Source organism: Streptomyces sp. NPDC001068, from assembly GCF_042897315.1.
GTDB lineage: Bacteria > Actinomycetota > Actinomycetes > Streptomycetales > Streptomycetaceae > Streptomyces.
The window spans coordinates 38,197-63,124 of sequence record NZ_JBIAYD010000007.1; the positions used below are offsets into that span (position 1 = coordinate 38,197).

Sequence of the window (24,928 nt, forward strand, 5' to 3'; positions counted from 1 at the left end):
TTCGGGCCTGTCCACCGATCACCACGATGAACGACGAGGTACGGACTTCATGAACGACCACAGCCAGCCCGGCGACTCGGCTGAGCACGAGTACGACCACGGGGCGCTCGGCGACGCCGAGTACGCGGAGTTCATGGAGCTCGCCGCCGAAGAGGGCTTCGACATCGAGGACGTCGAGGGTGCCATCGAGGCGGCGGGTCACGGCCCGCTGCCCGTGCTCGCCGTCGTAGGCCGCCCGAACGTCGGCAAGTCGACACTCGTGAACCGCATCATCGGCCGCCGCGAGGCGGTCGTCGAGGACAAGCCCGGCGTCACCCGCGACCGGGTGACCTACGAGGCCGAGTGGGCCGGCCGCCGCTTCAAGGTCGTCGACACCGGCGGCTGGGAGCAGGACGTCCTCGGCATCGACGCCTCCGTGGCCGCCCAGGCCGAGTACGCGATCGAGGCGGCCGACGCGGTCGTCTTCGTGGTGGACGCCAAGGTCGGCGCCACCGACACCGACGAGGCGGTCGTACGGCTGCTACGCAAGGCCGGCAAGCCCGTGGTGCTGGCCGCCAACAAGGTCGACGGCCCCAGCGGCGAGGCCGACGCGTCCTACCTCTGGTCCCTCGGTCTCGGCGAGCCGCACCCCGTCTCCGCCCTGCACGGCCGCGGCACCGGCGACATGCTCGACGCCGTCCTGGAGGCGCTGCCCGAGGCGCCCGAGCAGACCTTCGGCACGGCGGTCGGCGGTCCGCGCCGGATCGCGCTCATCGGCCGCCCGAACGTCGGCAAGTCCTCCCTCCTCAACAAGGTGGCGGGCGAGGAGCGGGTCGTCGTCAACGAACTCGCCGGCACCACCCGCGACCCGGTCGACGAGCTGATCGAGCTCGGCGGGGTCACCTGGAAGTTCGTGGACACCGCCGGTATCCGCAAGAAGGTCCACCTCCAGCAGGGGGCCGACTACTACGCCTCGCTGCGCACCGCGGCCGCCGTCGAGAAGGCCGAGGTGGCGGTCATCCTGATCGACGCCTCCGAGAACATCTCGGTCCAGGACCAGCGGATCGTCACCATGGCGGTCGAGGCGGGCCGTGCGATCGTCGTCGCCTTCAACAAGTGGGACACGCTCGACGAGGAGCGCCGCTACTACCTGGAACGCGAGATCGAGACCGAGCTCGGCCAGGTCGCCTGGGCACCCCGGGTCAACGTCTCCGCGCAGACCGGCCGTCACATGGAGAAGCTGGTCCCCGCCATCGAGACCGCCCTCGCCGGCTGGGAGACCCGTGTCCCCACCGGCCGCCTGAACGCCTTCCTCGGCGAGCTGGTCGCGGCCCACCCGCACCCGGTCCGGGGCGGCAAGCAGCCCCGCATTCTCTTCGGTACCCAGGCCGGCACCAAGCCGCCGCGGTTCGTCCTCTTCGCCTCCGGCTTCATTGAGGCGGGCTACCGGCGCTTCATCGAACGCCGGCTGCGCGAGGAGTTCGGCTTCGAGGGCACCCCGATCCACATGTCCGTACGGGTGCGCGAGAAGCGCGGCAAGAAGAAGTGACCACACGCCCGAGGGGCGGCCACCGACATCGGTGGCCGCCCCTCGGGCATATCTCCGTCACTGACCCCGGCGCGGTCCCGGCGGAAGGGCCGCCGGCACGGGGAGCATCCCGGTGTCCTGGGACCGCCCGATCGTCCCGATCCGCTGCCACTGCGGCTGCTGCGGCTGGTCACCGCCGTTGCGGGCGCTGTAGGCGCCCGCGCTGTACGCGCCGTACGAGCTTCCTCCGTACATCCCCAGACCGTGGGTGCCGGTGCTGAACGGGGCGGTCCCGAAGGCGACGAAGCCCAGCTCTTCCTCGCCGCTGCGGTCACCCGGCAGCGTACGGAAGGCCTTGACCCACTCCGCGTAGATCGCGTCGTAGATGGGCGTGGCCGAGAGCGCGCCCAGGCTCTCCTGTCCCGCCCGGGCGGACGGAACGGTGGAGAACGAAGGCCGGCGGGGCGAAAAGTCGTATGCGTGCACGTATGTCCAAACGACCCGGTCACCAAAGGGATGCGGTCGGGCAGCGCCCCGTTGGGGGTGCGCCGCCGCATTCCCCGTGCGCTCCGCCATGTGGGCGCTGCCCGGCATCCGCCACCGCTCGGGCGGGCGGCCTCACACGCCCGCGAGGGGCAGCGCCGCCGCCACCAGCTTGCCGTTCGCCGCGGCCTTGTCGAGCGCGTCGCGCAGCAGGTCCTCGCGCGGCTGGCGCCCGATCGATCCCACCGGTGCCGCGAACATCAGGACCTGCTGGTGCTTGTTGGCGGCGGCACGCCAGCCGTCGGTCACCTGCAGCGGCTGGTGCGCCTGCCACCAGGCCACCGGCTGCCCGCCGTTGTTCCCCGGCTGGAGCACCGCGTGCAGCTGGCCCACCGCCAGCAGCACCGACCAGCCGTGCAGCACCGGCGGCACCGCGGCCAGCTGGGTCACCGGCATGAAGCCCTGTTCGATGAGGAGCGGCAGGAAGTCGTCGCCCACCCCGTCGGTGCCGGGCCGCACGATCGGCGAGGTCGGCTCGACGACGAGCGCGGGGTGCAGTTCGCCGGCGATCAGCACGAGTCCGCTGGTCACGCCGAGCACCGCCTGCTCGGGCACGTTCCGCGCTCCGCCACCGGGCGCGCTGTCCCCGTTGATGGAGCGGACCGCGCCCTGCAACTGCTCCTCGGTGACCTGGACGACCTGCGAGGGCAGGCAGCCGGCGTGGGCGAAGGCGAGGACGGCGGTCTCGTCCCCGATGAACAGGACGGTGCTGGTGCGCTCCTGTTCGGAGTCGCCCGGGGTGCGGCAGGAGGTGCAGTCGTAACTGCCTGGGGCGTTGTCTCCGGCGAGCAGCCGGTCGGCTTCTTCGTCGCCGATCTCGGCGCGTACCTCGTCGCTGACGTCGAGCATGCGCGGCACGGTGGCTCCCTCGGGATGCGGTACGTGAAGGCCCGGGTGGATCCCGGCCCATGAGCCCCGGGGGGTTGCGGGCTCATGAAGAAGACAACGGGTGATCTGTGGTGGTGGTCACGCCCCGGGGGGATCGGGATCCAACCATCCGTAGCGCAGGGTCACCCGCCGTGCGGAATGCGGCACTCCCCGTCAACTCTTCGCATGCCAAAGGAGTTTGACATGGTGAAGTGAATCACAGATCTATCAGTCTGATGGTCGAAAAATCGTGAAATCAAGTTATGTAGTGGGTGGCTGAAAGTCACCGCTACCTACGGTAACGCCGAACTGGCCTGCCCGGACAGGGAGTTGGTTGATTTCGGGCGTTCCCGGTCCCTAGATTCCTCCGCCGTGTGCAACGAGCACCGCTCGGGTACGTCCGCCGGCCGGCACAGGCAGAGCGCCATCGCAGTACCGGCCGCGGCGGACGGGGCGAGCGCGACGAACCGCGTCCATCGCGTGGGGGGCCGCGTCCCGCCTGGGGGAACCCGGGTATGTGGAGAGGGAAATACATGTCCGAGTGTGCCGATACCACCCGTGAGACCGCAGCCAGGAGCGGCTCCCGCAAGGGCCGTACGACGGCTGCCCTGGCCGGAGCGGCGCTGCTCGCCCCGCTGGGCCTGCTGGCCGCCACCGGCAACGCCGAGGCGGCGGACAACGGAGTGTGGGACCGCATCGCCCAGTGCGAGAGCGGCGGCAACTGGCACATCAACACCGGCAACGGCTACTACGGCGGACTCCAGTTCTCCGCCTCCACCTGGCGCGCGTACGGCGGCTCCGCCTACGCGTCGACGGCCGACCAGGCCTCCAGGGAAGCGCAGATAGCCGTCGCCACCAAGGTTCAGCAGGCTCAGGGCTGGGGCGCCTGGCCGGTCTGCTCGGGGCGGGCCGGCGCTGCCGGTTCGGCGCCCGAGGACGCCTCCGCGACCACCAGGAGCAGCACCGGGTCGGCGACCGGGTCCACCGGCCGATCGACCACCGGGTCGTCCAACGGGTCGGCGCCCGCGCGGAAGAAGGAGCAGCGCCCGGTGAGCCACACCGGCCGTTCCTCCGCCCGGGGTGACTACACCGTCCGTGAGGGCGACACCCTCAGTGAGATCGCCGAGCGCCACGGCACCACCTGGCAGCGTCTGTACGCCGCCAACAGGACCGTCATCGGCGGCGACCCGAACCTCATCGTGCCCGGGCAGCGCCTCGCGCTCTGACGCGCGCCCCTGCCCCTGTACCACCACGCCCCGCCCGGTTCCCTCCGGGCGGGGCGCGGCACGTCGTGAGGGGGATTCACGGGCCGACGGCCGGCTTCGAGTTCGCGCCGCGGGAACCGCCCCGGGGCCGGTCCCGCCGGGGGTTCTGTGTCGAAGCGGTGAAACTCTTATGTGGTGTCAGCTTCCCCGGCGGCCCGCGGATTCGGAATGGAATGGGCTCCGCCGAGCCGCCTCGGTCCGTGCTTCCGGTTCATTCCGGCAGGCTTTTCGGAAGACCCTACCGGCAACAGGGAATTGCGCGGGAATGAGCCGGGAAGAGGTACTGAACCGCACATACGTGTGACGGAGTTCGACTGAAACGCGTGTCGTGAACCTGTGACAGAAGCGTGACCGGAGGGGGACGGCTGACTTCGCCGGCCGTTCTCGACTTCCGCCGCCGCGGGAAGCGGCCTAGCGTGGCCGCATGGCACCGAATCCGGCTCCGTCCGAGGAGCCCCAGGACAGCCCGCAGGGGTATGTCGGCCTCGACGCGGGCGACGCGGAACGGCTTGCCCGGCGGCGGGGGTGGGCCACGGTCCGCCCGCTGCCGCCGGGCGCGATCATCACCATGGAGTACCGCGCGGGACGGCTCAACTTCGAGGTACGCGACGGCGTCGTGGCACGCGCCTGGAAGGGCTGACCGCGGCACTGCGAAGGCCCCGGCCCCCGCAGTCGGGGGGCCGGGGCCTTCAGAGTGCGGGCCGGCCGTGCGTACCGGGTGCCCGCGCCGTCGGGTCCGTCCGGCCGTCAGCCGCCCGTCAGCGGGCGGGCCGGCTGGGCGCCGCCGCGCGGCTGGCGCTCCGGGTGCGGCGGCCGGCGGCTGCCCGCCGGGGTCACCGGCGTGCGCTCGGAGCGGGCCGTGTGCGGCCCGGGGGCCAGATGGATCGGGGCCCGGGGCGAGCGGGACGGGGAGACCGGCTCGCGTTCCGGGGCGGGCGCGTCCTCGGGGGCCGCCGTGCGCGGTTTGAGCACCACCGGAGAGACCGGGACGGGCGCGGGTACGGGCGCCGTACTGCCGCGGCCGGTGCGCCAGCGGTCGCGCAGGTCGAAGAGCCAGGTCTCGGCGCGGGCGATGAACGGTTCGCACCACGGCAGCGCCAGCAGGATCAGCAGCCCCGCGGCCCAGCCCAGCAACACGTCGCTCAGCCAGTGCGTACCGAGGTAGACGGTGGACATGCCGACGCCGAGCGAGGTGACCGCGGAAGCGGCGGAGAGCCACCGGCGGGCCCTCGGGGTGGAGGCCAGATATGCCAGAATTCCCCAGGTCACCACCGCGTTGGCGGTGTGGCCGCTGGGGAATATATCGCCGCCCAGGCCCATCTCGTTCGAGCCGATCACGGTCGCGTAGTGCGGTCCGAGACGCCCCATGCCGAGCTTGGCGGCACCGACCGTGATGTTGAGCAGCAGCAGGGAGGCACCGAGGGTCAGCAGCGGGCGCAGCGTGTGCTGCCGCCAGGAGCGCCAGCCCAGCCAGGCCGCCACCATCACGGCGGTCGGACCGCGCTGGCCGAGGACCACGTAGTAGTCGACGAACCAGTGGATCTCCGACCACTGCTGGTACGGCCGGAAGAACATGACCTGCCAGTCGAGCCGGACCAGCCAGGACGTGATCACGACGGCCCACACGATCGCCAGGTAGAAGGCGAGGGTCGCGGTGAACAACACGACCCGGTGCCGGCTCATCTTCGGCACATCAATGTGGGCCGGTCGTTCCGGCTCACGGTCCAGCCTGGCGAACACCCGGTCCAGACGGGTGAGGTTTCGTTCGGTACGCACCCAATCGACGTTACAGCGAGTGAGCTCTGTTCCCGGTCGAAACTGGGGCTTTGTGATGACGATGTGATGTGGGAAACCTCTCAGGAGGCCTCCGAATTCTAAGGATTCCGTAATCCGCGGCGTGCGCGTCCTTCAATTCCTTTGATCATGCCGGGCGGCCGTTTTATGGCACTTATGAATTCGTTAACCAGGGCGTGGTGTGGAGTCCCCCGGCTGCTCACCGCCGCCGCGCCGGCGATCACGGTGGCCCCGACCCGTTCAGCCAGAACGCGCCATACACCGCGGAGGCCACCGCCAACACGGTCGTGACCAGCACCGATCGTCGGGTGCGTGCCCGGGCGAGGGCCCTGGCCAGGGGGAGCAGCACCGGGAAGGCCGGCATCAGCAGGCGCGGCTTGGAGCCGAAGTAGCTCGACGCGCACAGCGCGAGCGCGACGACGACTCCCGTGTAGACCAGCAGGGGAAGCGGTTGGCGCTGCCGGACGCCGGTCACGTAGAGCCACAGCAGCACGCCCACGCCGACGGCCAAACCCGCGCCGGCCAGAGCGGACGGAAATGACGTGAACTTGTCGCCCACGAAACGTGCGAAGGCGTAGCCGCCGTCGAAGCCGTTGCGCCAGCCCGCCTGGACGTCCAGATAGCCGAGCGGTCCCCTGCCGGTGCGCCGGCCGACCCACAGGACGTAGGCGGCGGCGCCGACAGGGGCGAGGAGCATGCCGAGGGCGCGTCGCCAGGGGGGTGCGCCGGAGGCGGGCGCGCAGCCCAGGGCGGACGGGGTGCGTGTCGCGCGCGGGGCGTGGGCGGTTCCGGGTGCGCCGGTCGTCGGGGGAGTGCGCCGGGCGTGGGGGGCGCTGGACGGTTCAGGGGCGTACTCGTCGATCCGCGCGCCGGGATCGTGCTTCTCGCCACGTTCTCGCGCGCCCCCACTTCGGTCCCGCACGAACGAGACCACGCCCGCCGCCCACACCGCCGCCACGACCGCGAGCCCCACCGGCCGGGTCAGCCCCGCGAGCGCGGCCAGCGCACCCGCGCCCACCCAGCGGCCGGTCAGCACCGCGTACAGCGACCAGGCGGCCAGCGCCGTGAACAGGGACTCGCTGTACGCCATCGACTGCACGACTCCGACCGGCAGCGCGGCCCACAGAAGTACGGCGCAGAGGCCGACCCGGGCGCCGTACACGAAGTCGGCGACCGCGAAGATCCCCCAGGCCGCGGCGAGCGAGGCGAGCAGCCCCACCGTGAAGCCCGCGCCCCCGTAGGACAGGGGGGTGAGCGCGTGCAGCAGGCGCTCCAGCCAGGGCAGCAGCGGGAAGAAGGCCAGATCGGAGTGGACGTCGCCGTTCGGCAGCCGCACCTCGTAGCCGTATCCCAGCCCGGCGACGCGGGTGTACCACAGCGAGTCCCAGCGCGCCGTCAGCAAGGTGTACGCGCTCTTGCCGCGCGCCCCGCTCCACACGGCCAGCGCGAGCAGGCCGAGGGCGCGTACGGCGGCGTACCCGAGCAGGGCCGGCGCGGCCCGGCGAAGGGCCGGGGCGCGTGGCGCGGCCACGGGCGTCTCAAGATCGGTCACGGGCTCGATTATCGACGGGCCGCGGAACCGGACGGCGCACCGCGTCGTGACGGGGAACGGGGTCAGTGGCGTACGCCACACGACTTGCGTGGAGCGTGTGAGAGGTCCGCCACGTGCCCCCGGAACGAACTCGCGTACGCTGACGTGTCACTCGCGTTCGTATGCGCGGGCCGGAGATCCCGCTCCTCTCCGGCCGTACGACGGGGAGTCCCCGCCCGTCGATCCGCCGCACGCGAGGGATCATCTGGGAGGTACGTACATGTCCGGGACGACCACGGCAGCCGTACGGCCGCGCCGTCGGGCGACCGGTGCCGGTGCCAACCGCTGGGTCGTCCTCGTCGTCCTCTGCGTCAGCCTGCTGCTGGTCGCCCTCGACGCGACCGTCCTGCACGTCGCCGTGCCGGCCGTCACCGAGGACCTCAAGCCCGGCGCTATGGAACTGCTCTGGATCGTCGACGTCTACCCGCTGGTCTGCGCCTCGCTGCTGATCCTGTTCGGCACGCTCGGCGACCGTGTCGGCCGGCGGCGCGTCCTGCTCCTCGGTTACGCCCTGTTCGGGGTCGCCTCGGCGCTGGCCGCCGTCGCGCCCACCGCCGAGGCACTGATCGGGGCCCGGGCGCTGCTCGGTGTCGGCGGTGCGATGATCATGCCGGCGACGCTGTCCATCCTCCGGCAGGTCTTCCCCGACCGCCGTGAACGGGCCCTGGCCATCGGCGTGTGGAGCGCGGTGGCGGCGGTCGGCGCCGCCGTCGGGCCGCTGTTGGGCGGCTTCCTTCTCGAACACTTCTGGTGGGGCTCGGTCTTCCTCGTCAACATCCCGCTGATGCTGGTCAGTCTCCCGGTGGGACGGCTGCTGCTCCCCGAGTCGCGCGGCGACCGCGACGGCCCCTGGGACGTCGTGGGCGCCCTGATGGCGGCCGTCGGACTGTTCGGCGTGGTGTTCGCCGTGAAGCGGCTCGGCAGTGGCGAACCGGCCGCCGACGCGTTGACGGTGGCGCCGCTGGTGCTCGGGGCGCTGCTGCTGTTCCTGTTCGTACGACGGCAACGGCGCCGTACGTTCCCCCTGGTGGACCTGAAGATGTTCGCGCGCCCGGCCTTCAGCACCGCGGTGTGCTGCATCGTGCTGGCGATGCTCGCGCTGGTGGGCCTCGAACTGATCGCCGCGCAGTACCTGCAACTGGTGCTGGGGCTGTCGCCCCTGCAGACGGGGCTGCGGCTGCTGCCGCTGACGCTCGCCGCGATGGCGGCCGGACTGGCCGGGGCCCGGCTGCTGCGGCGCGTCGGGCCACGCCGGATGGTGTGCTTCGGCTTCTGCCTGACCGCGGCGGCGGTGCTGACGCTGACCGCGATGGGCGGGGCGGACAACGCCGCTCTGCTGCTGTGCGGTTTCGTGCTGCTCGGCTTCGGCCTGGAGACCACGCTCTTCGGGGCGTACGAGTCGATGCTGAGCGAGGCGCCGGCGGCGCAGGCCGGCGGGGCGGCGGCGATCGGCGAGACCTCGTACCAGCTGGGCGCGGGCATCGGGATCGCGCTGCTCGGCAGTGTGATGAACGCGGCGTACGCGCCGGGGCTGTCCCGGGTGCCCGGGGTGCCGGAGTCGGCGTCCGTGGCGGCGGGACACTCCCTGGGCGAGGCGTACGAGGTCGCCGGTCGGCTCGGCGGGCCGGCCGGTGCGGCGCTGCGCCGAGCCGCGCGGGACTCCTTCGTGCATGGTCTGCACGTGACGCTGCTGGTGAGCGCGGGACTGCTGCTCCTGGGCGCGGTGATGGCGCTTCGCCTGCCCCGGGTGATGCAGTGCGAGGAGCCGGCGGTGGAACTCCCGGCCCCCAGGGAGCCCCAGATGTCCCGCGTCTCGGCGTGACCCGCCCCGGCGCGGCTGGGCGAACGGCGGGACTGCGCGTAGTCTGATGCAACTAGCGGTGCTAGTTTTAGGAGGTTCTCATGTCCGCGTCCGGAAAGCTGCCGCCGTTCGACACCGGTGATCCGCTCGGTATCGACGACCTTCTCGAGCCGGAGGACCTCGCCGTCCGGGAGACCGTGCGCGGCTGGGCGGCGGACCGGGTCCTGCCCTTCGTCGCCGACTGGTACGAGAGCGGGGAACTGCCGGGCATCAGGGAGCTCGCCAGGGAACTGGGCGGCATCGGAGCCCTCGGGATGTCGCTGACCGGGTACGGCTGCGCCGGCGCGTCCGCCGTCCAGTACGGGCTGGCCTGCCTGGAGCTGGAGGCCGCCGACTCGGGCATCCGCTCGCTGGTGTCCGTGCAGGGGTCGCTGGCCATGTACGCCATCCACCGGTTCGGCAGCGAGGAGCAGAAGACGCGCTGGCTGCCCGCCATGGCCGCGGGCGACGTCATCGGCTGCTTCGGCCTCACCGAGCCCGACCACGGCTCCGACCCGGCCGCCATGCGGACGCACGCCAAGCGCGAGGCCGGCGGCGACTGGGTGCTCAACGGCCGGAAGATGTGGATCACCAACGGCTCGGTGGCCGGCGTGGCCGTCGTGTGGGCGCAGACCGACAACGGCATCCGCGGGTTCGTGGTGCCCACCGACACGCCGGGGTTCTCGGCGCCGGAGATCAAGCACAAGTGGTCGCTGCGGGCCAGCGTCACCAGCGAGCTGGTGATGGACGACGTACGGCTGCCCGCCGACGCCGTGCTGCCCGGGGTGACCGGGCTCAAGGGACCGCTCAGCTGTCTGTCGCACGCCCGGTACGGGATCGTGTGGGGTGCCATGGGCGCGGCGCGCACCTGCTTCGAGACGGCCGTCGACTACGCGAAGTCGCGGGAGCAGTTCGGCAGGCCCATCGGCGGCTTCCAGCTCACCCAGGCCAAACTCGCCGACATGGCGGTCGAACTGCACAAGGGGATCCTGCTCGCCCATCACTTGGGACGGCGGATGGACGCCGGCCGCCTGCGTCCCGAGCAGGTCAGCTTCGGCAAGCTCAACAACGTGCGGGAGGCGATCGAGATCTGCCGCACCGCCCGGACGATCCTCGGGGCGAACGGGATCTCGCTGGAGTACCCCGTGATGCGGCACGCGACCAACCTGGAGTCGGTGCTCACCTACGAGGGCACCGTCGAGATGCACCAGCTCGTGCTGGGCAAGGCGCTCACCGGGCTCGACGCCTTCCGGTGACCCCTGCGCGGGGGCAGGGCCGGCGAGCGGCCCTGCCTCAGCTCTGGTTGAAGAAACCGTTCTCCCGGCGCGAGGCCGGTTCGCCGTTGACGATCTCGGTGTTGGCGGGGGAGAGCAGGAAGACCCGGTTCGACACCCGGTCGATCGAACCCCGCAGGCCGAAGATCAGCCCGGCCGCGAAGTCGACGACCCGCTTGGCGTCGCCGGCCTCCATGGCGGTGAGGTTCACGATGACCGGCACGCCCTCGCGGAACAGCTCGCCGATCGCGCGGGCGTCCCGGAAGCTGTCCGGGGTGACCGTGCCGATCCGGCGGCCCGTCTCCTCGGCGGTGTCCGAGGCCACCTTGACCCGGGGGTCGGTGACCCAGGCATCCCCGGGCTGCTCGGTCCCTTCGGAGTAGTCGTCGTCGTAGTAGCGCTCGTCATCGTTGTCGTCGACGAGGCCAAGCCAGGCACTCGCCTTGCGTACCGATCCCATGGACGCCTCCTCTCACAGCGGTCTTTCATGCTTCCGCACCCCTATGGTCGTCCATGATGCGGATGGCGCGCCAAGTGGATAGACGCCGCGCGGGGGGTTTGTGACGGTACTGGTGCAGAGCGCATACGTCGAGAGCCCAGGTACCCCAAGGGTCTTCGCCTACACGGCTGCTGACTGTGAGTGAAATATGATTGTTCCGGGCGTATGGGTGACGAGCGGTGCGTTCGGGTGAACCGGCGACGGGTGACGAACCGACAATAGGCCGATACGACAACGCAGCTCAGGGCTCATTCCGCTCTGACGCGTCGTCAGTTCTCGGGCTCGGACGGGGAGATCCACGAGGGGAGGCGCGAGGGGAGGGGCGCACGTGTGAAGGCGGGGCGAGGAACGCGAGGGAGAAGCGCAGAACTCCCGCCGTCGGCGGGGCGCGCAGTGGGGCAGCTCAACAGGAACAGGACCACACGCGACCGAAGTCGATGTGGGAGCGGGTGACCAGCCACTGCTGTGGGCGCATGGGCCAAGTGGAACAGGTCTCCGGTTTTCCGTCAACAGGCCTGAGACGTGCCGCTCACAGTCTGGACAGCCTTGACAGGGACGGGAAACGGCCCCGTACAGTCGAGGAACGGCCCTGCTGAGGGGCTCGGCCGTGAGAGCGCCGTCCGACGGCGTTCCGTGTGAAGGCACCCGCCGCACCACCGTGCGCGCGTCCACCGTGTTCGATTGATCCGCCACGGAGCCTTCGCATGTCATGCGACACCCTTCCCAAAACCCCCGCCCGCCCCGGCACACCCGAGTACGCGGACGTTCCGGGATCCGTTCCGCGATCCGTCCTGCCGCGTCCGAGACGGATCGTCCCGCCCGGCGGGACCACCGCGGTCCGCACCGGCCGGCCGCACCCCGGCACGTACGACACGCGCGGCACGGGGACGGCCCGATGAGGCCCCGGCTGGTGATCGTGGGAGCCGGTCCGCGGGGGACCGGGCTGCTCGACCGCATCGCCGCCAACGCGCCCGAGCTGTACGCCGGTACGGGCCTCGACATCCACCTGGTCGACCCGCACCCACCGGGCGCCGGGCGGATCTGGCGGGCCGCCCAGTCACCGCTGCTGTGGATGAACTCGCACGCCGAGGACGTCACCATGTTCACCGACGAGACGGTGCGGATGACCGGCCCGGTACGCGCGGGGCCGACCCTGCACGAGTGGGCGGGACTGGACGGCCGGGTCTTCGCCGACCGGCGGATCCAGGGCCGGTATCTGCGGCACGTCCACGACCGGGCCGTGGCCGACCTGCCCGAGGGCGTCACCGTGCACCACCACCCCCACCGTGCCCTGCGGGTGAGCGGACCGCGCGACGGGCGCCAGCGGGTCTGGCTGGAGGGCCGGACCCGCCCGATCCCCGCCGACCTCGTGGTGCTAGCCCTCGGCCACCTGGACGCCGAACCCGACCCCGAACAGGCCGCCCTGGCCGCGTACGCCGACACGCACGGCCTGGTCCACCTGCCGCCGGACTTCACCGCCGACAGCGACCTGTCCGCGCTGCGGCCCGGCGAGCCGGTCCTGGTGCGGGGCTTCGGGCTCGCCTTCGTCGACCTGATGGTGCTGCTCACGGAGGGCCGCGGCGGGCGGTACCACGAAGACACCTACCTGCCGTCCGGACGGGAACCGGTGCTGTACGTCGGGTCGCGGCGCGGAGTGCCGTACCACTCGAAGATCGGCTACGACTGGACCGGTGACCGCCCGCCGCTGCCCCGGTTCCTCGGACCCGGCGAGATCGACGAACTGCGCGCCCGCCCGGGCGGGTTCGACTTCCGGCGGGACGTGTGGCCGCTGGTGGAGAAGGAGCTGGGCTTCGCCCACTACCACCGGCTCTTCGCCGCGCACCCGCAGCGGACGGCCGTCGCCTGGGGGGACTTCGAGGAGAAGTACGCCGCCGCCGAGGGGGACGCCGAGATACGGGCCCTGGTGGCCGCCGCCGTACCGGGCCCGGCCGACCGGCTCGACCTCGCGGCACTGGACCGCCCCCTGGACGGCGTGCGGTACGGATCGCACGAGGAGTTCCAGGACGCGCTGCGGGCCCGGGTGACCGAGGACCTGAGCCGTCGTCACGACCCGCGGCACAGCCCCGACCTGGCGGTCTTCCTCGGACTGCTCTCCGTCTACGGGCAGTTGGTGCGGCTAGGTGACATCGGGTCCTGGTGGCACGGGTTCTTCAGCTACCTGGCCTCCGGGCCGCCCGGACCCCGGCTGCGGCAGCTGCTCGCGCTGTCCCGGGCCGGGGTGGTCCGGTTCGTCGGCGCCGGGATGACGGTCACGGCGCGCGACGGGGTGTTCCGGGCGTCCTCGGCCACCGTGCCCGGGTACTCCGTCGCGGCGCGGGCGCTGGTCGAGGCGCGGCTGCCCGAACCGGCCCTCGGGCGCACCCGGGACGCGCTGCTGCGCGAGCTGCGGACCGACGGGGCCGCCGAGAGCCCCGAAGGGCTGCTCAGGGTGGACCCCGTGGACGGGCGGATCCTCGACGGGGCCGGGCGGCCGCACCCACGGCGGTTCGCGCTCGGTCCGTTCACCGACGCCCGTACGCCCGGCGCGTTCACCCGGCCGCGCACCGGAGGGCCCGCGTTCCGGCAGAACGACGCCACCGCCCGTGCGGTCCTGGCCTTCCTGACCGGGGGCTCCGGCACGGCGGGGGGAGCCGGCGGCCGTGGTGAACCGTGAGAGCGGGTGCGCCCGGGAGGCCGCCGGCCCCGGTGTCGTCGTCTTCCAGGCTCCCGCGATGTGTGGAGAGGACGGTTCCTCATGACCGGCTCGTACGGCCGGGGACTGCTGCACCTGGCCGCCGCCGTGGACCAGACCGACGTGTTCGACACGGAACGGCACGTCGAACTCGCGCGGCTCGCCGAGAGCGGGGCCCTGGACTTCGTCACGCTCGACGGCCGGTCCGGACAGGCGCAGGGCGACCCGATCGACGCGCTGTCGCAGGTTGCCCCGGCCACCCGGCGGATCGGCCTGGTGCCGCTGGTCACCGTCCCGCGGGCCGCCGTCGTCCCCCTGGACCGGGCCAGCCGGGGCCGGGCGGGCTGGTGGAGCGAGGCGCCGGAACCCTCGCCCCTGCATCCGGTCCGGGTGGCCGACGCCACCGAGGGGGCCGCCCGGCGGACCGCGGCCCGGTACGCCGACGTCGTCCTGGTGCGGGCCGCGAGCTCCGCGCAGGCCGCCGCCGCACGCGACGAACTACGGCACCGCGCCCGGGAGTTCGGGAGGAATCCGGATGTGCTGCGGGTGCTGGTGAGTCTGCTGGTGGACCTGGGGGACGGGGAGCGCGCGGCCGAGCCGGGGCACGGTGGCGGCGGGCCCCGGCAGACCGCGCGGGGGCCCCGGTACCGGGGCGGTCCGGTGGACCTCGCGGAGCTGATCGCCGGCTGGCACGGCCAGGGCGCCGCCGACGGCTTCCACCTGGTCCCCGTCGAACCGCGCCGCGACCTGGAGCGGCTGGTCAACGGCACCGTGGCACTGCTCCAGCACCGCGGGCTGTTCCGCACCTTCTATCCGGGCAGCACCCTGCGCGAGCACCTGGGCCTGTCCCGGGCCGCCGACCGGTCGGCGACCCCCTGAGCCGGGCGGCAGCGCGGGGGGCCGTCCGCGCATCGGACGGGCCGGTGGTCGCCGTTTCGGGATTCTCTATTCGGCCGCCCGGGGCGCCGACGGTCCCGACGCCGTCGGCCCCACCCCGGGCGCCGTCGCCGACGTGCGGCCGTCGCGGACCCGTTCAGCTGCCCCCTTGCCGCGACCTGGCCGCGGGCCGGGCTCCGCGATCGAGGCGGGGGAGCACACAGTGACCCGAGGGTTTGGCGGGAATTGTGACCCGGTGTCATCCCGCCCGGACCACGACGAGATCCCACAAAGTCGGCATGGTTCGAACACGGTCGCACGGCCGAAAGGCACTCTTGCGGGTACCGGTCGTTCGCCCGAATACTCCCCCACAGCGCTTGTCAGGGGCATTGCGTGTTCGGAACCCGAACGCCACCCCCGGCTGCGCCTCACGGGCCCCGACCCCACGCGGGCCCCCTGATTCCCCTGGGAGGGAACGAAAAGTGAGGATCAAGCGCACGACCCCCCGCAGCGGTATCACGAGACGGACCCGGCTGATCGCCGTGGGCACCGGCTTCCTGGCCGCGGCAGCGTTCGCCGTCCCCACCGCGAGCGCGAGTACCGTCCACACCTTCAGCGCGAGTGAACTGAAGGCCGTGAACAGCTCCGTTCTGAAGGCGGACGTCCCCGGCACGGCCTGGGCCGTCGACAGCAAGACCAACCGTGTCGTCGTCACCGCCGACTCCACGGTCTCCGCCGCCGAGATCGCCAAGATCAAGCAGGAGGCGGGCTCCGACGCCGGCGCGATCACCGTCAAGCGGACCCCCGGTACCTTCAAGAAGCTGATCACCGGCGGCGACGCCATCTACGGCGGCTCCTACCGCTGCTCGCTCGGCTTCAACGTGCACAGCGGCAGCACGTACTACTTCCTGACCGCCGGGCACTGCGGTGAGGTGGCCTCGACCTGGTACAGCAACTCCGGCCACACCACGGTCCTGGGCACCAACGTCAGCTACAGCTTCCCGACCAACGACTTCGCGCTGGTCCGCTACACCAACAGCTCCGTCGCGCACCCGAGCGCGGTCGGCAGCCAGACCATCACCAGCGCGGCCACCCCGTCCGTCGGGACGACGGTGTACCGCCGCGGTTCGACCACCGGCACCCACAGCGGCCGGGTCACCGCGCTCAACGCCACCGTCAACTACGGCAGTGGTGACGTCGTCTACGGCATGATCCAGACCACGGTCTGCGCCGAGGGCGGCGACAGCGGCGGCCCGCTCTACGGCGGTTCCGTCGCCTACGGTCTGACCTCGGGCGGCAGCGGCAACTGCACCTCCGGCGGTACGACCTTCTTCCAGCCGGTCACCGAGGCGCTGAGCTACTACGGCGTGAGCGTCGGCTGACGGTCCTCCCGGATCAGCTCTCCCAGTGGGCCCCCGCACGCAACCGGCGTGCGGGGGCTCCCCTTTGACGGGTGCCGGAGTTACCGTCGAAGGACCATCGGAGTCACCCCCTGGGGGTCGGCATGGTCGAGGCGCTGGTGGCGGCCGGAGCCGCTCTCGTGTCCGTCGGCGCGGTCTACGCGCTGGCCGCGGCGCGGGTCGTCAGACAGTACGAGCGAGGCGTGGTGTTCCGCCTCGGCCGGCTGCGGCCGGAGGTGCGCGAGCCCGGGTTCACCATGATCGTCCCGTTCGTGGACCGGCTCCAGAAGGTCAACATGCAGATCGTCACGATGCCCGTGCCCGCGCAGGAGGGCATCACCCGGGACAACGTGACCGTCCGTGTCGACGCCGTCGTCTACTTCAAGGTGACCGCGGCCGCCGAGGCGATCGTCCGCGTCGAGGACTACCGGTTCGCGGTCTCGCAGATGGCGCAGACCTCACTGCGTTCCATCATCGGCAAGAGTGAGCTGGACGACCTGCTGTCGAACCGGGAGAAGCTCAACCAGGGGCTCGAGCTGATGATCGACAGCCCGGCCGTGGAGTGGGGCGTCACCATCGACCGCGTCGAGATCAAGGACGTCTCGCTGCCCGAGACCATGAAGCGGTCCATGGCCCGGCAGGCCGAGGCCGACCGGGAGCGCCGGGCCCGGGTCATCAACGCCGACGCCGAACTCCAGGCCTCCAAGAAGCTCGCGGAGGCGGCCAAGGAGATGTCCGAGCAGCCGGCCGCGCTCCAACTGCGGCTGCTGCAGACCGTGGTGGCGGTCGCCGCCGAGAAGAACTCGACGCTGGTGCTGCCGTTCCCGGTGGAACTCCTGAGGTTCCTGGAGCGGGCCCAGCAGCAACCGCCGGCGGTGGCCGACGGGTCCGCGGCGAACGGCGCGGGGGACGGGGCCGGCGGGCCGGGGCGGCCGGGAGATCCGCGAGGGGCGGAGTAGCCGGCAGCGCCAGGAGGGCTGAATTCCGGCCAGGGGCAGGGGTCACTCTCCGCCCTTGGTTACTCGCCCGTAGTGTTTGCAGTGCGAATCCTCCGGGGGTGACTGCGAACGGTTCGGGCACAGGGGGCGCACAACATCCGCGCACGCGCGTCCTGAAGTCGACCTTGTGTACTCCCTGTGGGAGTCGGAATAGTAGGCGCCCGTCAACCAGCCTTCCGGCCCCCAGGTCCCCACAACCTGAAGGGCCGACCCCCCACAGGAGGACATGAGTTGAAGCACCGACGCATACCCGGGCGCCGGGCGGTCCTCGCCGGCGCGGGCGCGGCCGCGCTCGTCGCAGCCGGCGTGACCTTCCAGACTGCGAACGCCAGCGAGCCCGCCAAGTCCGCCGCACCACGGACACTGTCCGTGCCCGCGGCCGGAAAGCTCGCCTCGGCACTCGCCGCCGACCTGGGCACCGGCGCGGCCGGCACGTACTACGACGCCAGGACGAAGAGCCTGGTCGTCAACGTGCTCGACGACACCGCGGCGCGGACCGTCGAGGCCGCCGGGGCCAAGGCGAGACTCGTCGCCAACTCCCTCGCCGAACTCGACGGCGCCCGGACCACGTTGAAGCAGGACGCCACCATCCCCGGCACCTCCTGGGCCACCGACCCGGTCACCGACAGGGTCGTCGTCACCGCCGACAGGACGGTCGCCGGCACCGCGCTGGACAAGCTCGCCAAGGTCGTCGACGGACTCGGCGAGAAGGCCGAACTGCGCCGCTCGAAGGGTGAGTTCAAACCCTTCATCGCCGGCGGCGACGCGATCAGCGGGTCCGGCGGACGCTGCTCGCTCGGCTTCAACGTGGTCAAGGGCGGCGAGCCCTACTTCCTGACCGCGGGCCACTGCACCGACGCCATCTCCAGCTGGTCGGACTCCTCCGGCAGCGTGATCGGCTCGAACGCGCAGTCCAGCTTCCCGGGCAACGACTTCGGTCTGGTCAAGTACACCTCCGAGGTGGACCACCCGAGCGAGGTCGACCTCTACAACGGCTCCACCCAGAAGATCACCGGTGCCGCCGAGGCGACCGTGGGCATGAAGGTGACCCGCAGCGGCTCCACCACCCAGGTCCACGACGGCACGGTCACCGGCCTCAACGCCACCGTGAACTACTCGGAGGGCACGGTGAGCGGGCTCATCCAGACCGACGTGTGCGCCGAGCCCGGCGACAGCGGCGGTTCGCTCTTCTCCGGCAGCGACGCGGTCGGGCTGACCTCCGGCGGCAGCGGCGACTGCACCTCCGGCGGGGAGACGTTCTTCCAGCCGGTGACGGAGGCGCTGTCGGTCACCGGCACCCAGATCGGCTGACCCGCACCGAATCGCCGAGCTGCCCCGCCCCCGTCCCGGGGGGCGGGGCAGCTCGCTGCCGTGCGCGCGGGGAGCGCCGGACACTCGGCGCGGGGGAGCGCCGCACCAAGGGTCGGTGCAGGCTGGACTAGGGAGGTGGGTTGCCGTGGCGCACAACGAAGCCGTCTCGCCGGGCAGGGGTGCCGCAGTGCTGGAAGCACTGTTCCACCAGTCGCCCACTGGCCTGCTGGTCCTGGACACGGATCTGCGCATCCTGCGGATCAACCTCACCGCGCCGGATCTGCACGGAGCGGCCCGGGAACAGATCGTGGGCCGGCACGTCACCGACGTGTACGACCTCTCCGTTCCCGGCGAGGTCGAGGCGATGCTGCGCGGGGTGCTGGCCGGCGGCGAGTCGGTGCGGGGGCGGCTCGTGGGGGTGCGGCGCAAGGGCAGTACGGGGCCGGAGTACCTGTTCTCCGTCTCGGCGTTCCGTCTGGAGGACGCCCGGGGAAAGGCCTGGGGAGTGCTCGCGGAGATGCTCGACGTCACCGAGTGTGAACGGGTGACTCGCCGGATGCGGGTCCTCGGCGCCGTGCGCGAGCACGTGGGACGGACCCTGGACGTGGTCGCCACCTGCGAGGAACTGACACAGGCCGTGATGCCGGATCTCGCCGACATCGTCGTGGTGGAGGTGGTGGACGCCGTGATACGCGGCGAGGAGCCACCGCTGAGCCCGCTGGGACCGGAGGTGCCGCTGCGCCGTGCCGCCTACGGCCACAGCGGCGGCGAGGAGCAGACCCAGGCGCATCCGGTGGGCGACGTGCGCGCCCTGCCCTTCGCCACTCCCTACGCCCAGACACTGGCCGACCTCAAGCCCCGCCTCGTCGCCCTGGGCCCCGACACGCCCTGGCTGGCGGCCGACCCGCCACGCGCCGAGGCCATCCGAGCCTCCGGCGCCCGCCTGCTCATCACGGTGCCCCTGACCGTGCGCGGCACCGTGCTGGGACTGCTGAGCCTGTACCGCACCGACCAGGCCGACTTCTACGACAAGGGCGATGTCGCCCTCGCCCTCGAAGTGGCCGCGCACACCGCGCTGTGCATCGACAACGCCCGCCGCTACACCCGCGAACACACCATCGCCCTGACCGTCCAGCGGCACCTGCTGCCGCCCCAGCCCGCGCCGCGGAGCTCCGTCGAGACCGCCTACCTGCACGTACCCTCCGCGGCGGGCGGGGGCGGCGGGTTCGACACCTTCGCCCTGTCCGGTGCCCGCACCGCGCTGGTGGTCGGCGAAGTCGCGGGCGAAGGCGTCCACGCGGCCATCACGATGGGGCAGATGCGGACCGCCGTGCACTCCCTGGCCGCGCTGGACCTGGAGCCCGACGAACTCCTCGCCCGCCTCAACGACACGGCCCTCAGCCTCGCCGAGGAACGCGTGACGCTGCCCCCCGGCGAGCCCCTGCCCCTGACGGGAAGCTGTCTGTACGCGGTCCACGACCCGTTCGCCCAGACCTGCACCATCGCCCTGGCCGGGCATCCCGCGCCCGTGGTCGCCCACCCCGACGGGACCACCGAGGTCCTGGACCTGCCGTGCGGACCTCCCCTGGGCAGCACGGCGGGCCCGCCCTTCGCCGCCACCACGATCTCCGTCGCCGAAGGCAGCGTCCTCGCCTTCTACACCGCGGCCCTGCCGCAGATCGGACCGGCCCCGGACATCCTGCGGCAGGTGCTGGCCCACCCCGGGCGGCCGTTGCAGGACCTGTGCGACGAGGTGCTCTACCGGTTGCGGCGCAACGACTGCCGTCACAGTGACGTCGTCCTCCTGCTCGCCCGCACCCATCCCTTCCCCGCCGAGGACGTCGCCACCTGGCATCTCGGCCACCGCCCCAAGGCCGTCGCCACCGCCCGCGGCCAGGCCCATCGCCAGCTCGCCCGGTGGGGCGTGGACGAGGAGACCGCGTACACCACCGAGATGATCGTCAGTGAGCTGGTCACCAATGCCGTCCGCTACGGCACCCCGCCCGTCCGGCTGCAGCTCATCAAGGACCGCACCCTCACCTGCGAGGTCCACGACAGCAACGCCCTCGCACCCCGGCTGCGGCATGCGAAGACCGCCGACGAAGGGGGCCGCGGCCTGTTCATCGTCGCCCAGCTCGCCCAGAACTGGGGTGTCCGGCACACGGCCGACGGCAAGACCGTCTGGGCCGAACAGACCCTCCCGCCCCCGCCCCGCCGTCGCGTGCTGTCGTAGGGCCCGGAGCCGTCGCGTGCGGCCATGGGGCCGGCGCCGTCGCGTGCTGCCGTGGGGTCCGGTCCGTCGCCGGGCGTACGAGAAAGCCCCGGCTGGACGGGGGAGACCAGCCGGAGCGGTACGTGGTGGCGTGCGGAGGGCGGTCGCCTCTCGGCGAGGGGCTCCATGGGGCTTCAGCCGGACGATCGTCCCCATGGGCTGTAGGTGAGGCCCGGGGACACTGTCCCCTCCGCAGCCACGTACAGATGAACGGCCCGCGGGCCGCCGGTGTTCCCGGCCGGCGGGCCCCGCCGTGGTGACCTGCGGCACACACCCTCGCCGGGAGCGGTGGCGGCCTCGCCGGTGCGGGCGGTGCGCCGCTGCCGTGCACTCATCCCGCGCTCCCCGGACTGCGGTGGCCGAACTTCTTCAGGTCCGCCGAGCGGGTACCGGCCGGCTGGAGATCGGCGTACGGATGCAGCCGGGCGCCCGCGGTCCCGTCGGCCAGGGTGCGCCGCGGCTGGGCGGGCGTCGGGTGCGGGCGGCTCCGGCCGAGGAGGGCGAGCGCGGCCTCGGGGCCGTTGTCACGGCGGGCGGTGGCGATCTCGTCCAGGTCCCAGGCCATGGTGCCGACGACGGTACGACGGCTGCCGCGCACCTGGACCGTGCCGCGCACCAGCAGCAGCCCGCTGTGGAAGACGGTGTGCGCGCAGGCCGGGTGGGAGTCCTCGAAGAAGGCGAGGTCGACCAGGCCGGAGCCGTCCTCCAGGGTGACGAAGATGATCCGCTTGCCGCTCGCGATCGGCGGGGTCTGGGTGGAGGCCCGCACCCCGGCGACCAGGATCTGCTGTCCGGCGCGCAGGCCGGCCAGGTGGGCCGCGTCGGTCGCGCCGATCTCGCGCAGCAGCCGGTGGTGGTGGTCCATGAGGTGCCGGGAGACGTCGATGCCGAGGGTGTTCAGCTCCGCGCTCAGCGCCTCGCGTCCGGTCATCTCCGGCAGCCCGCTCGGCTCGGCCCCGCCGACCGCGCCGGTGTCGATGGGCAGTTGGCCCTCGTGCGCGGTCCGGTTGCGGGACTGCCGGTGCAGTTCGGTGATCTGGAGCAGCAGGTCGCGGCGGGTGAGCCGGCCGTCGTGCAGACAGTTCAGGGCACCGATCGCGGCGAGGCGTTCGGCGACCGGCCTGCTGGGGTGTGCCCGCTGCCAGAAGTCCGACAGCGATCCGTACGGCTGCCCCGCCTCGATGCGCGCGCACTCGTCCCCGCTGATGCCGTGCACCGCGGACAGCGCGAGCCGCACGCCCCACCGGTCCCCGTCGGCCTTCTCCACGGTGTGCCGTACCCGGGAGCGGCTGACGTCGACGGGCAGGACGGGAACCCCGCGACGGCGGGCGTCGGAGACGAGGACCCGCTTGGGCCACATCCCGGGGTCGTGTTCGAGCAGCCCGGCCAGCAGGAACGCCGGGTGGTGCGCCTTGAGCCAGGCACTCTGCAGCGCGGGCACGGCGAAGGCGACCGCGTGGGCGCGGCAGAAGCCGTACGCCCCGAAGGCCTCGACGGTCTTCCACACCTCCTCCCGCACGGCCGCGCCGTAGCCGCGCGCGCCGGCCCGCTCGTGGAACCAGTCCCTGATCCTGGGCAGCTGCTCCTTGTCACCGAGCGCCCGCCGGGTGATCTCACCGAAGGCCCGGTCGCAGCCGGTCAGCACCCGCAGGGTCTCGATGATCTGCTCGTGCCAGATGGTCACGCCGTAGGTGTCGGCGAGCACCTGCTCCAGGTCCCGGTGGGCGTAGCCGGGCGTGCCGCCGTGCCGGGCGGCGATGTAGCGCTCGGGCATGCCGCCGGCGACCGGGCCGGGACGGAAGAGGCTGATGTCGGCGATGACGTCCTGCACGTCCCGGGGCTGGAGCCGGGAGAGCAGGTCCTGCTGGCCGGGGGACTCCAGCTGGAACAGGCCGAGGGTCTGGCTGGACTGGATGAGCTTGAACGCGAAGACGTCGTCGAGCGGCACCTGCCCGGGGTCGTCCAGGTCGATACGGTTCCCGGTTGCGCGTTCGATCTCGGTGACCGCGTGGGCCATCGCGGACTGCATACGAACACCCAGCACATCGAGCTTGATGTTGCCGAGCGCCTCGATCTCCTCCTTCGCGGCCATCGCCATGGGGTAGTCGCCCTGCGGCGTGGGCTGCACGGGCAGCCGGTCCAGCAGGGTCGCGTCGCTGATGACCACACCGCACGGGTGCATCGCCATGCCGTGGACCAGGGAGTCGAGACCTTCGGCCAGTTCCCACAGGGGCCCGTACCGGTCCGCCTCGCCCGCCAGCTGCCGCAACTCGGGCAGTTCGGCGAGGGCACGGGTGATGTCGCAGGCCCGCAGGTGCGGGAAGCTCTTGGCGATCCGGTCGACGTCGGCGGGCGGGAGGCCGAGCGCGAGGCCGGTGTCCCGCAGGGCCCTGCGCGCCCGGTAGGTCTCGGGCATCGCGGTGACCGCGACCCGCTCCTTCCCGAACCGTTCGAAGATGGTGTCGTAGCACTCCAGTCGGCGGGCGGACTCCACGTCGATGTCGATGTCGGGCAGGGACTCCCGGCGCCTGCTCAGGAAGCGTTCGAACAGCAGGTGGTGGTCGAGCGGGTTGGCGGTGGCGATGTCCAGGGCGTGGCAGACCAGGGAGCCGGCGCCGGAGCCGCGGGCGGCGACCCGGATGCCCTTGGCCCGGATGTCGGCGACGACCTGGCCGACGGCGAGGAAGTACGCGTCGTAGTTCCAGTGGGAGATGACGGCGAGCTCCTCGTCCAGCCGGGCGAGTGCGTCCGGGTCGCGGTCGAGGCCGCGTCGCGCCAGACCGGCCTCGGACCTCTGCCGCAGCAGCCGGGCCGCACCGCCCGCCTCCGGCGCCGCGCCGAAGAGCGCCGGCTCGGGGAGGTGCGGGGTGCCGAGTCCGAGGTCCGCCTTCGGGTCGAGGGTGCACGCGGCCGCGGTGGCGGCGGTGTCCGCCAGCAGCCGGCGGGCCCGGTGGAGGTCTCCTCCGGCGCTTTCGACGACCATGCGGGCGACGGTCTCCATGCCGCGCTCGTCCTTGAGCCAGCGCTGTCCGCTGTCCAGGTGGCGCCGGTCGACCGGTCTGAGCAGCCGGGCGGCGTCCAGGACGTCGGCGAGGCGGTGCTGGTCGGGGTCGGCGTAGCGGACGGCGTTGGAGAGCACGGCGGTGGTGCCGGTGCGGTCGGAGAGCGCGAGGGTGCGGGCGGCCAGGCGCAGGGATCCCGGTCCCGTGCCGAAACGTTTCTGCGCGACGGCTTCCAATCGGACGTCCCTCCCGAAGATCTCCTGCCAGGGCGCCAGCAGCCTCGTCGCCACGTCCTCCCGCCCCACCGACAGCGCCCGCACCGGCTCCGAGAGCGGACCGAGCAGCACGGTCAGCCCCGGGCCGCCGTACTCGCGCAGCGCCTGCCACGGCACCACCGGCGGGACGCCGGACACGGCGCCGACGTGGGCGGCCGACGTGATCCGGCACAGCCGGGCCCACCCCGCCCGGTCCTGTGCGAGCAGCACGAACCGCAGCGGCGGCTCGACGACGTGCGCGCCGCCGTGTGCCGGGGTGCGGCGCCGCGGGCCGGGCGGCGCGGGGGCGAGGGCCTCCACCGCGAGATCGATGCCGAAGACCGGCCGGACTCCGTCCTTCGCACAGGCCCGCGCGAATCGAACAGCCCCGGTGACGGTGTCCCGGTCGGTGAGCGCGAGCGCGGGGATGCCCCGGTCCGCCGCCCGCCGGACGAGCTGCTCGGGATGGGAGGCGCCGTAGCGGGCGGAGTAACCGGACGCGACGTGCACGTGGGCGAAGCCCGCCATGCCGCACCTCCATCAGTCCACCCCTTTTGCCGCGCTAGCCCGATATGTTCATCGTACGCTCGTTCGATTACTCTAACCTCATCAGCATCGGTCGGCGACATCTGATTCGAACGCGTCTGCGATTTTCGAAAGGGCTGCAGGGGTGGAAGTGCTGGTGGCGCACGGCGGCCGTCCAGGGGGCCGGGTGGCGGACGTTGCCGACGGGTGCCCGGCCGCGGGGTCCGGCAGTGGCGTGTTGCGGCGCGGCGTGTTGCGGGGCGGTCCGGCGCGGGCGGCGCCCTATCGTCCCCTTCGGGCCCGGCTCGTGACATCCCGTCAGGCGAGTGGTGCGCGACCGGTTACTCAGAAGTTTTACCGACGCGTAACTTCACGCTTGCACTACTCGTCCGTAACTTGATGGGTGAACAGCATCCTC

The 24,928-nt window shown here is 72.2% G+C and carries 17 protein-coding genes; 11 read left to right on the forward strand and 6 right to left on the reverse strand.

The annotated features are described in order from the left end of the window. Positions 1-49: 49 nt before the first annotated feature. Entirely contained in the window at positions 50-1,528 is a 1,479-nt protein-coding gene (der, locus tag ACFY3I_RS20385; protein WP_365288130.1) for a ribosome biogenesis GTPase Der, read from the forward strand. Between the two features lie 57 nt (positions 1,529-1,585). Here der and ACFY3I_RS20390 read toward each other — a convergent pair whose 3' ends face one another. Then, on the reverse strand, positions 1,586-1,993 hold the full coding sequence (locus tag ACFY3I_RS20390) for a hypothetical protein (protein ID WP_390861830.1): 408 nt from the start codon (positions 1,991-1,993) through the stop codon (positions 1,586-1,588). A gap of 132 nt (positions 1,994-2,125) precedes the next feature. Continuing rightward, positions 2,126-2,908 (reverse strand): hypothetical protein, encoded by a 783-nt coding sequence (locus ACFY3I_RS20395; RefSeq protein WP_390861831.1) that lies wholly within the window; start codon positions 2,906-2,908, stop codon positions 2,126-2,128. Between the two features lie 542 nt (positions 2,909-3,450). On the opposite strand from ACFY3I_RS20395, the gene ACFY3I_RS20400 reads away from it, so the two are divergent. Next, positions 3,451-4,143 carry a transglycosylase family protein gene (locus ACFY3I_RS20400; RefSeq protein ID WP_390861833.1) on the forward strand — a complete coding sequence of 231 codons (693 nt, stop codon included), beginning with the start codon at positions 3,451-3,453 and terminating at the stop codon, positions 4,141-4,143. 463 nt (positions 4,144-4,606) lie between these two features. Next, positions 4,607-4,822, forward strand: coding sequence for an I78 family peptidase inhibitor (locus ACFY3I_RS20405; protein ID WP_365288122.1), 216 nt, complete (start codon positions 4,607-4,609; stop codon positions 4,820-4,822). 107 nt (positions 4,823-4,929) lie between these two features. Here the strand turns inward: ACFY3I_RS20405 and ACFY3I_RS20410 are convergent, their stop codons facing one another. Beyond that, the gene (locus ACFY3I_RS20410) at positions 4,930-5,958 is read right to left on the reverse strand and encodes a phosphatase PAP2 family protein (RefSeq protein WP_390861834.1); all 1,029 of its coding nucleotides are present in this window, start codon (positions 5,956-5,958) and stop codon (positions 4,930-4,932) included. A gap of 238 nt (positions 5,959-6,196) precedes the next feature. Next, positions 6,197-7,528: a hypothetical protein gene (locus tag ACFY3I_RS20415; protein WP_390861835.1), complete on the reverse strand. Its 1,332-nt coding sequence runs from the start codon at positions 7,526-7,528 to the stop codon at positions 6,197-6,199. Positions 7,529-7,787: 259 nt separating this feature from the next. Between ACFY3I_RS20415 and ACFY3I_RS20420 the strand changes: the two genes are divergently transcribed. Both ACFY3I_RS20420 and ACFY3I_RS20425 read left to right on the forward strand, forming a co-directional pair. Next, positions 7,788-9,389: an MFS transporter gene (locus tag ACFY3I_RS20420; RefSeq protein ID WP_390861837.1), complete on the forward strand. Its 1,602-nt coding sequence runs from the start codon at positions 7,788-7,790 to the stop codon at positions 9,387-9,389. A gap of 80 nt (positions 9,390-9,469) precedes the next feature. After that, the gene (locus ACFY3I_RS20425) at positions 9,470-10,663 is read left to right on the forward strand and encodes an acyl-CoA dehydrogenase family protein (RefSeq protein WP_365288114.1); all 1,194 of its coding nucleotides are present in this window, start codon (positions 9,470-9,472) and stop codon (positions 10,661-10,663) included. 37 nt (positions 10,664-10,700) lie between these two features. Here ACFY3I_RS20425 and ACFY3I_RS20430 read toward each other — a convergent pair whose 3' ends face one another. Continuing rightward, on the reverse strand, positions 10,701-11,141 hold the full coding sequence (locus ACFY3I_RS20430) for a cell division protein SepF (protein WP_365288112.1): 441 nt from the start codon (positions 11,139-11,141) through the stop codon (positions 10,701-10,703). Between the two features lie 934 nt (positions 11,142-12,075). Here ACFY3I_RS20430 and ACFY3I_RS20435 point away from each other — a divergent pair. The 6 genes from ACFY3I_RS20435 (at position 12,076) to ACFY3I_RS20460 (ending at position 20,690) form a co-directional block, all read left to right on the forward strand. Next, on the forward strand, positions 12,076-13,854 hold the full coding sequence (locus ACFY3I_RS20435; RefSeq protein WP_390861838.1) for an FAD/NAD(P)-binding protein: 1,779 nt from the start codon (positions 12,076-12,078) through the stop codon (positions 13,852-13,854). Between the two features lie 81 nt (positions 13,855-13,935). Continuing rightward, positions 13,936-14,751, forward strand: a complete 816-nt coding sequence (locus tag ACFY3I_RS20440; protein WP_390861840.1) for an LLM class flavin-dependent oxidoreductase — start codon at positions 13,936-13,938, stop codon at positions 14,749-14,751. A 479-nt stretch (positions 14,752-15,230) separates the two neighbouring features. Then, positions 15,231-16,130 carry a S1 family peptidase gene (locus ACFY3I_RS20445; protein ID WP_365288106.1) on the forward strand — a complete coding sequence of 300 codons (900 nt, stop codon included), beginning with the start codon at positions 15,231-15,233 and terminating at the stop codon, positions 16,128-16,130. A gap of 122 nt (positions 16,131-16,252) precedes the next feature. Beyond that, the gene (locus ACFY3I_RS20450) at positions 16,253-17,107 is read left to right on the forward strand and encodes a slipin family protein (protein WP_390861842.1); all 855 of its coding nucleotides are present in this window, start codon (positions 16,253-16,255) and stop codon (positions 17,105-17,107) included. Positions 17,108-17,377: 270 nt separating this feature from the next. Continuing rightward, positions 17,378-18,457, forward strand: coding sequence for a S1 family peptidase (locus tag ACFY3I_RS20455; RefSeq protein ID WP_390861843.1), 1,080 nt, complete (start codon positions 17,378-17,380; stop codon positions 18,455-18,457). Positions 18,458-18,602: 145 nt separating this feature from the next. Next, positions 18,603-20,690: a SpoIIE family protein phosphatase gene (locus tag ACFY3I_RS20460; RefSeq protein ID WP_390861844.1), complete on the forward strand. Its 2,088-nt coding sequence runs from the start codon at positions 18,603-18,605 to the stop codon at positions 20,688-20,690. A 370-nt stretch (positions 20,691-21,060) separates the two neighbouring features. Here the strand turns inward: ACFY3I_RS20460 and ACFY3I_RS20465 are convergent, their stop codons facing one another. After that, positions 21,061-24,513: a DNA polymerase III subunit alpha gene (locus ACFY3I_RS20465; protein ID WP_390861845.1), complete on the reverse strand. Its 3,453-nt coding sequence runs from the start codon at positions 24,511-24,513 to the stop codon at positions 21,061-21,063. Between the last annotated feature and the right edge of the window lie 415 nt (positions 24,514-24,928).

Bases quoted from the DNA above. Each gene is read 5' to 3' on its own strand.
- der (WP_365288130.1), top strand. From the start codon at position 50: ATGAACGACCACAGCCAGCCCGGCGACTCGGCTGAGCACGAGTACGAC.
- ACFY3I_RS20400 (WP_390861833.1), top strand. From the start codon at position 3,451: ATGTCCGAGTGTGCCGATACCACCCGTGAGACCGCAGCCAGGAGCGGC.
- ACFY3I_RS20405 (WP_365288122.1), top strand. From the start codon at position 4,607: ATGGCACCGAATCCGGCTCCGTCCGAGGAGCCCCAGGACAGCCCGCAG.
- ACFY3I_RS20420 (WP_390861837.1), top strand. From the start codon at position 7,788: ATGTCCGGGACGACCACGGCAGCCGTACGGCCGCGCCGTCGGGCGACC.
- ACFY3I_RS20425 (WP_365288114.1), top strand. From the start codon at position 9,470: ATGTCCGCGTCCGGAAAGCTGCCGCCGTTCGACACCGGTGATCCGCTC.
- ACFY3I_RS20430 (WP_365288112.1), bottom strand. From the start codon at position 11,141: ATGGGATCGGTACGCAAGGCGAGTGCCTGGCTTGGCCTCGTCGACGAC.
- ACFY3I_RS20435 (WP_390861838.1), top strand. From the start codon at position 12,076: ATGAGGCCCCGGCTGGTGATCGTGGGAGCCGGTCCGCGGGGGACCGGG.
- ACFY3I_RS20440 (WP_390861840.1), top strand. From the start codon at position 13,936: ATGACCGGCTCGTACGGCCGGGGACTGCTGCACCTGGCCGCCGCCGTG.
- ACFY3I_RS20450 (WP_390861842.1), top strand. From the start codon at position 16,253: ATGGTCGAGGCGCTGGTGGCGGCCGGAGCCGCTCTCGTGTCCGTCGGC.
- ACFY3I_RS20465 (WP_390861845.1), bottom strand. From the start codon at position 24,513: ATGGCGGGCTTCGCCCACGTGCACGTCGCGTCCGGTTACTCCGCCCGC.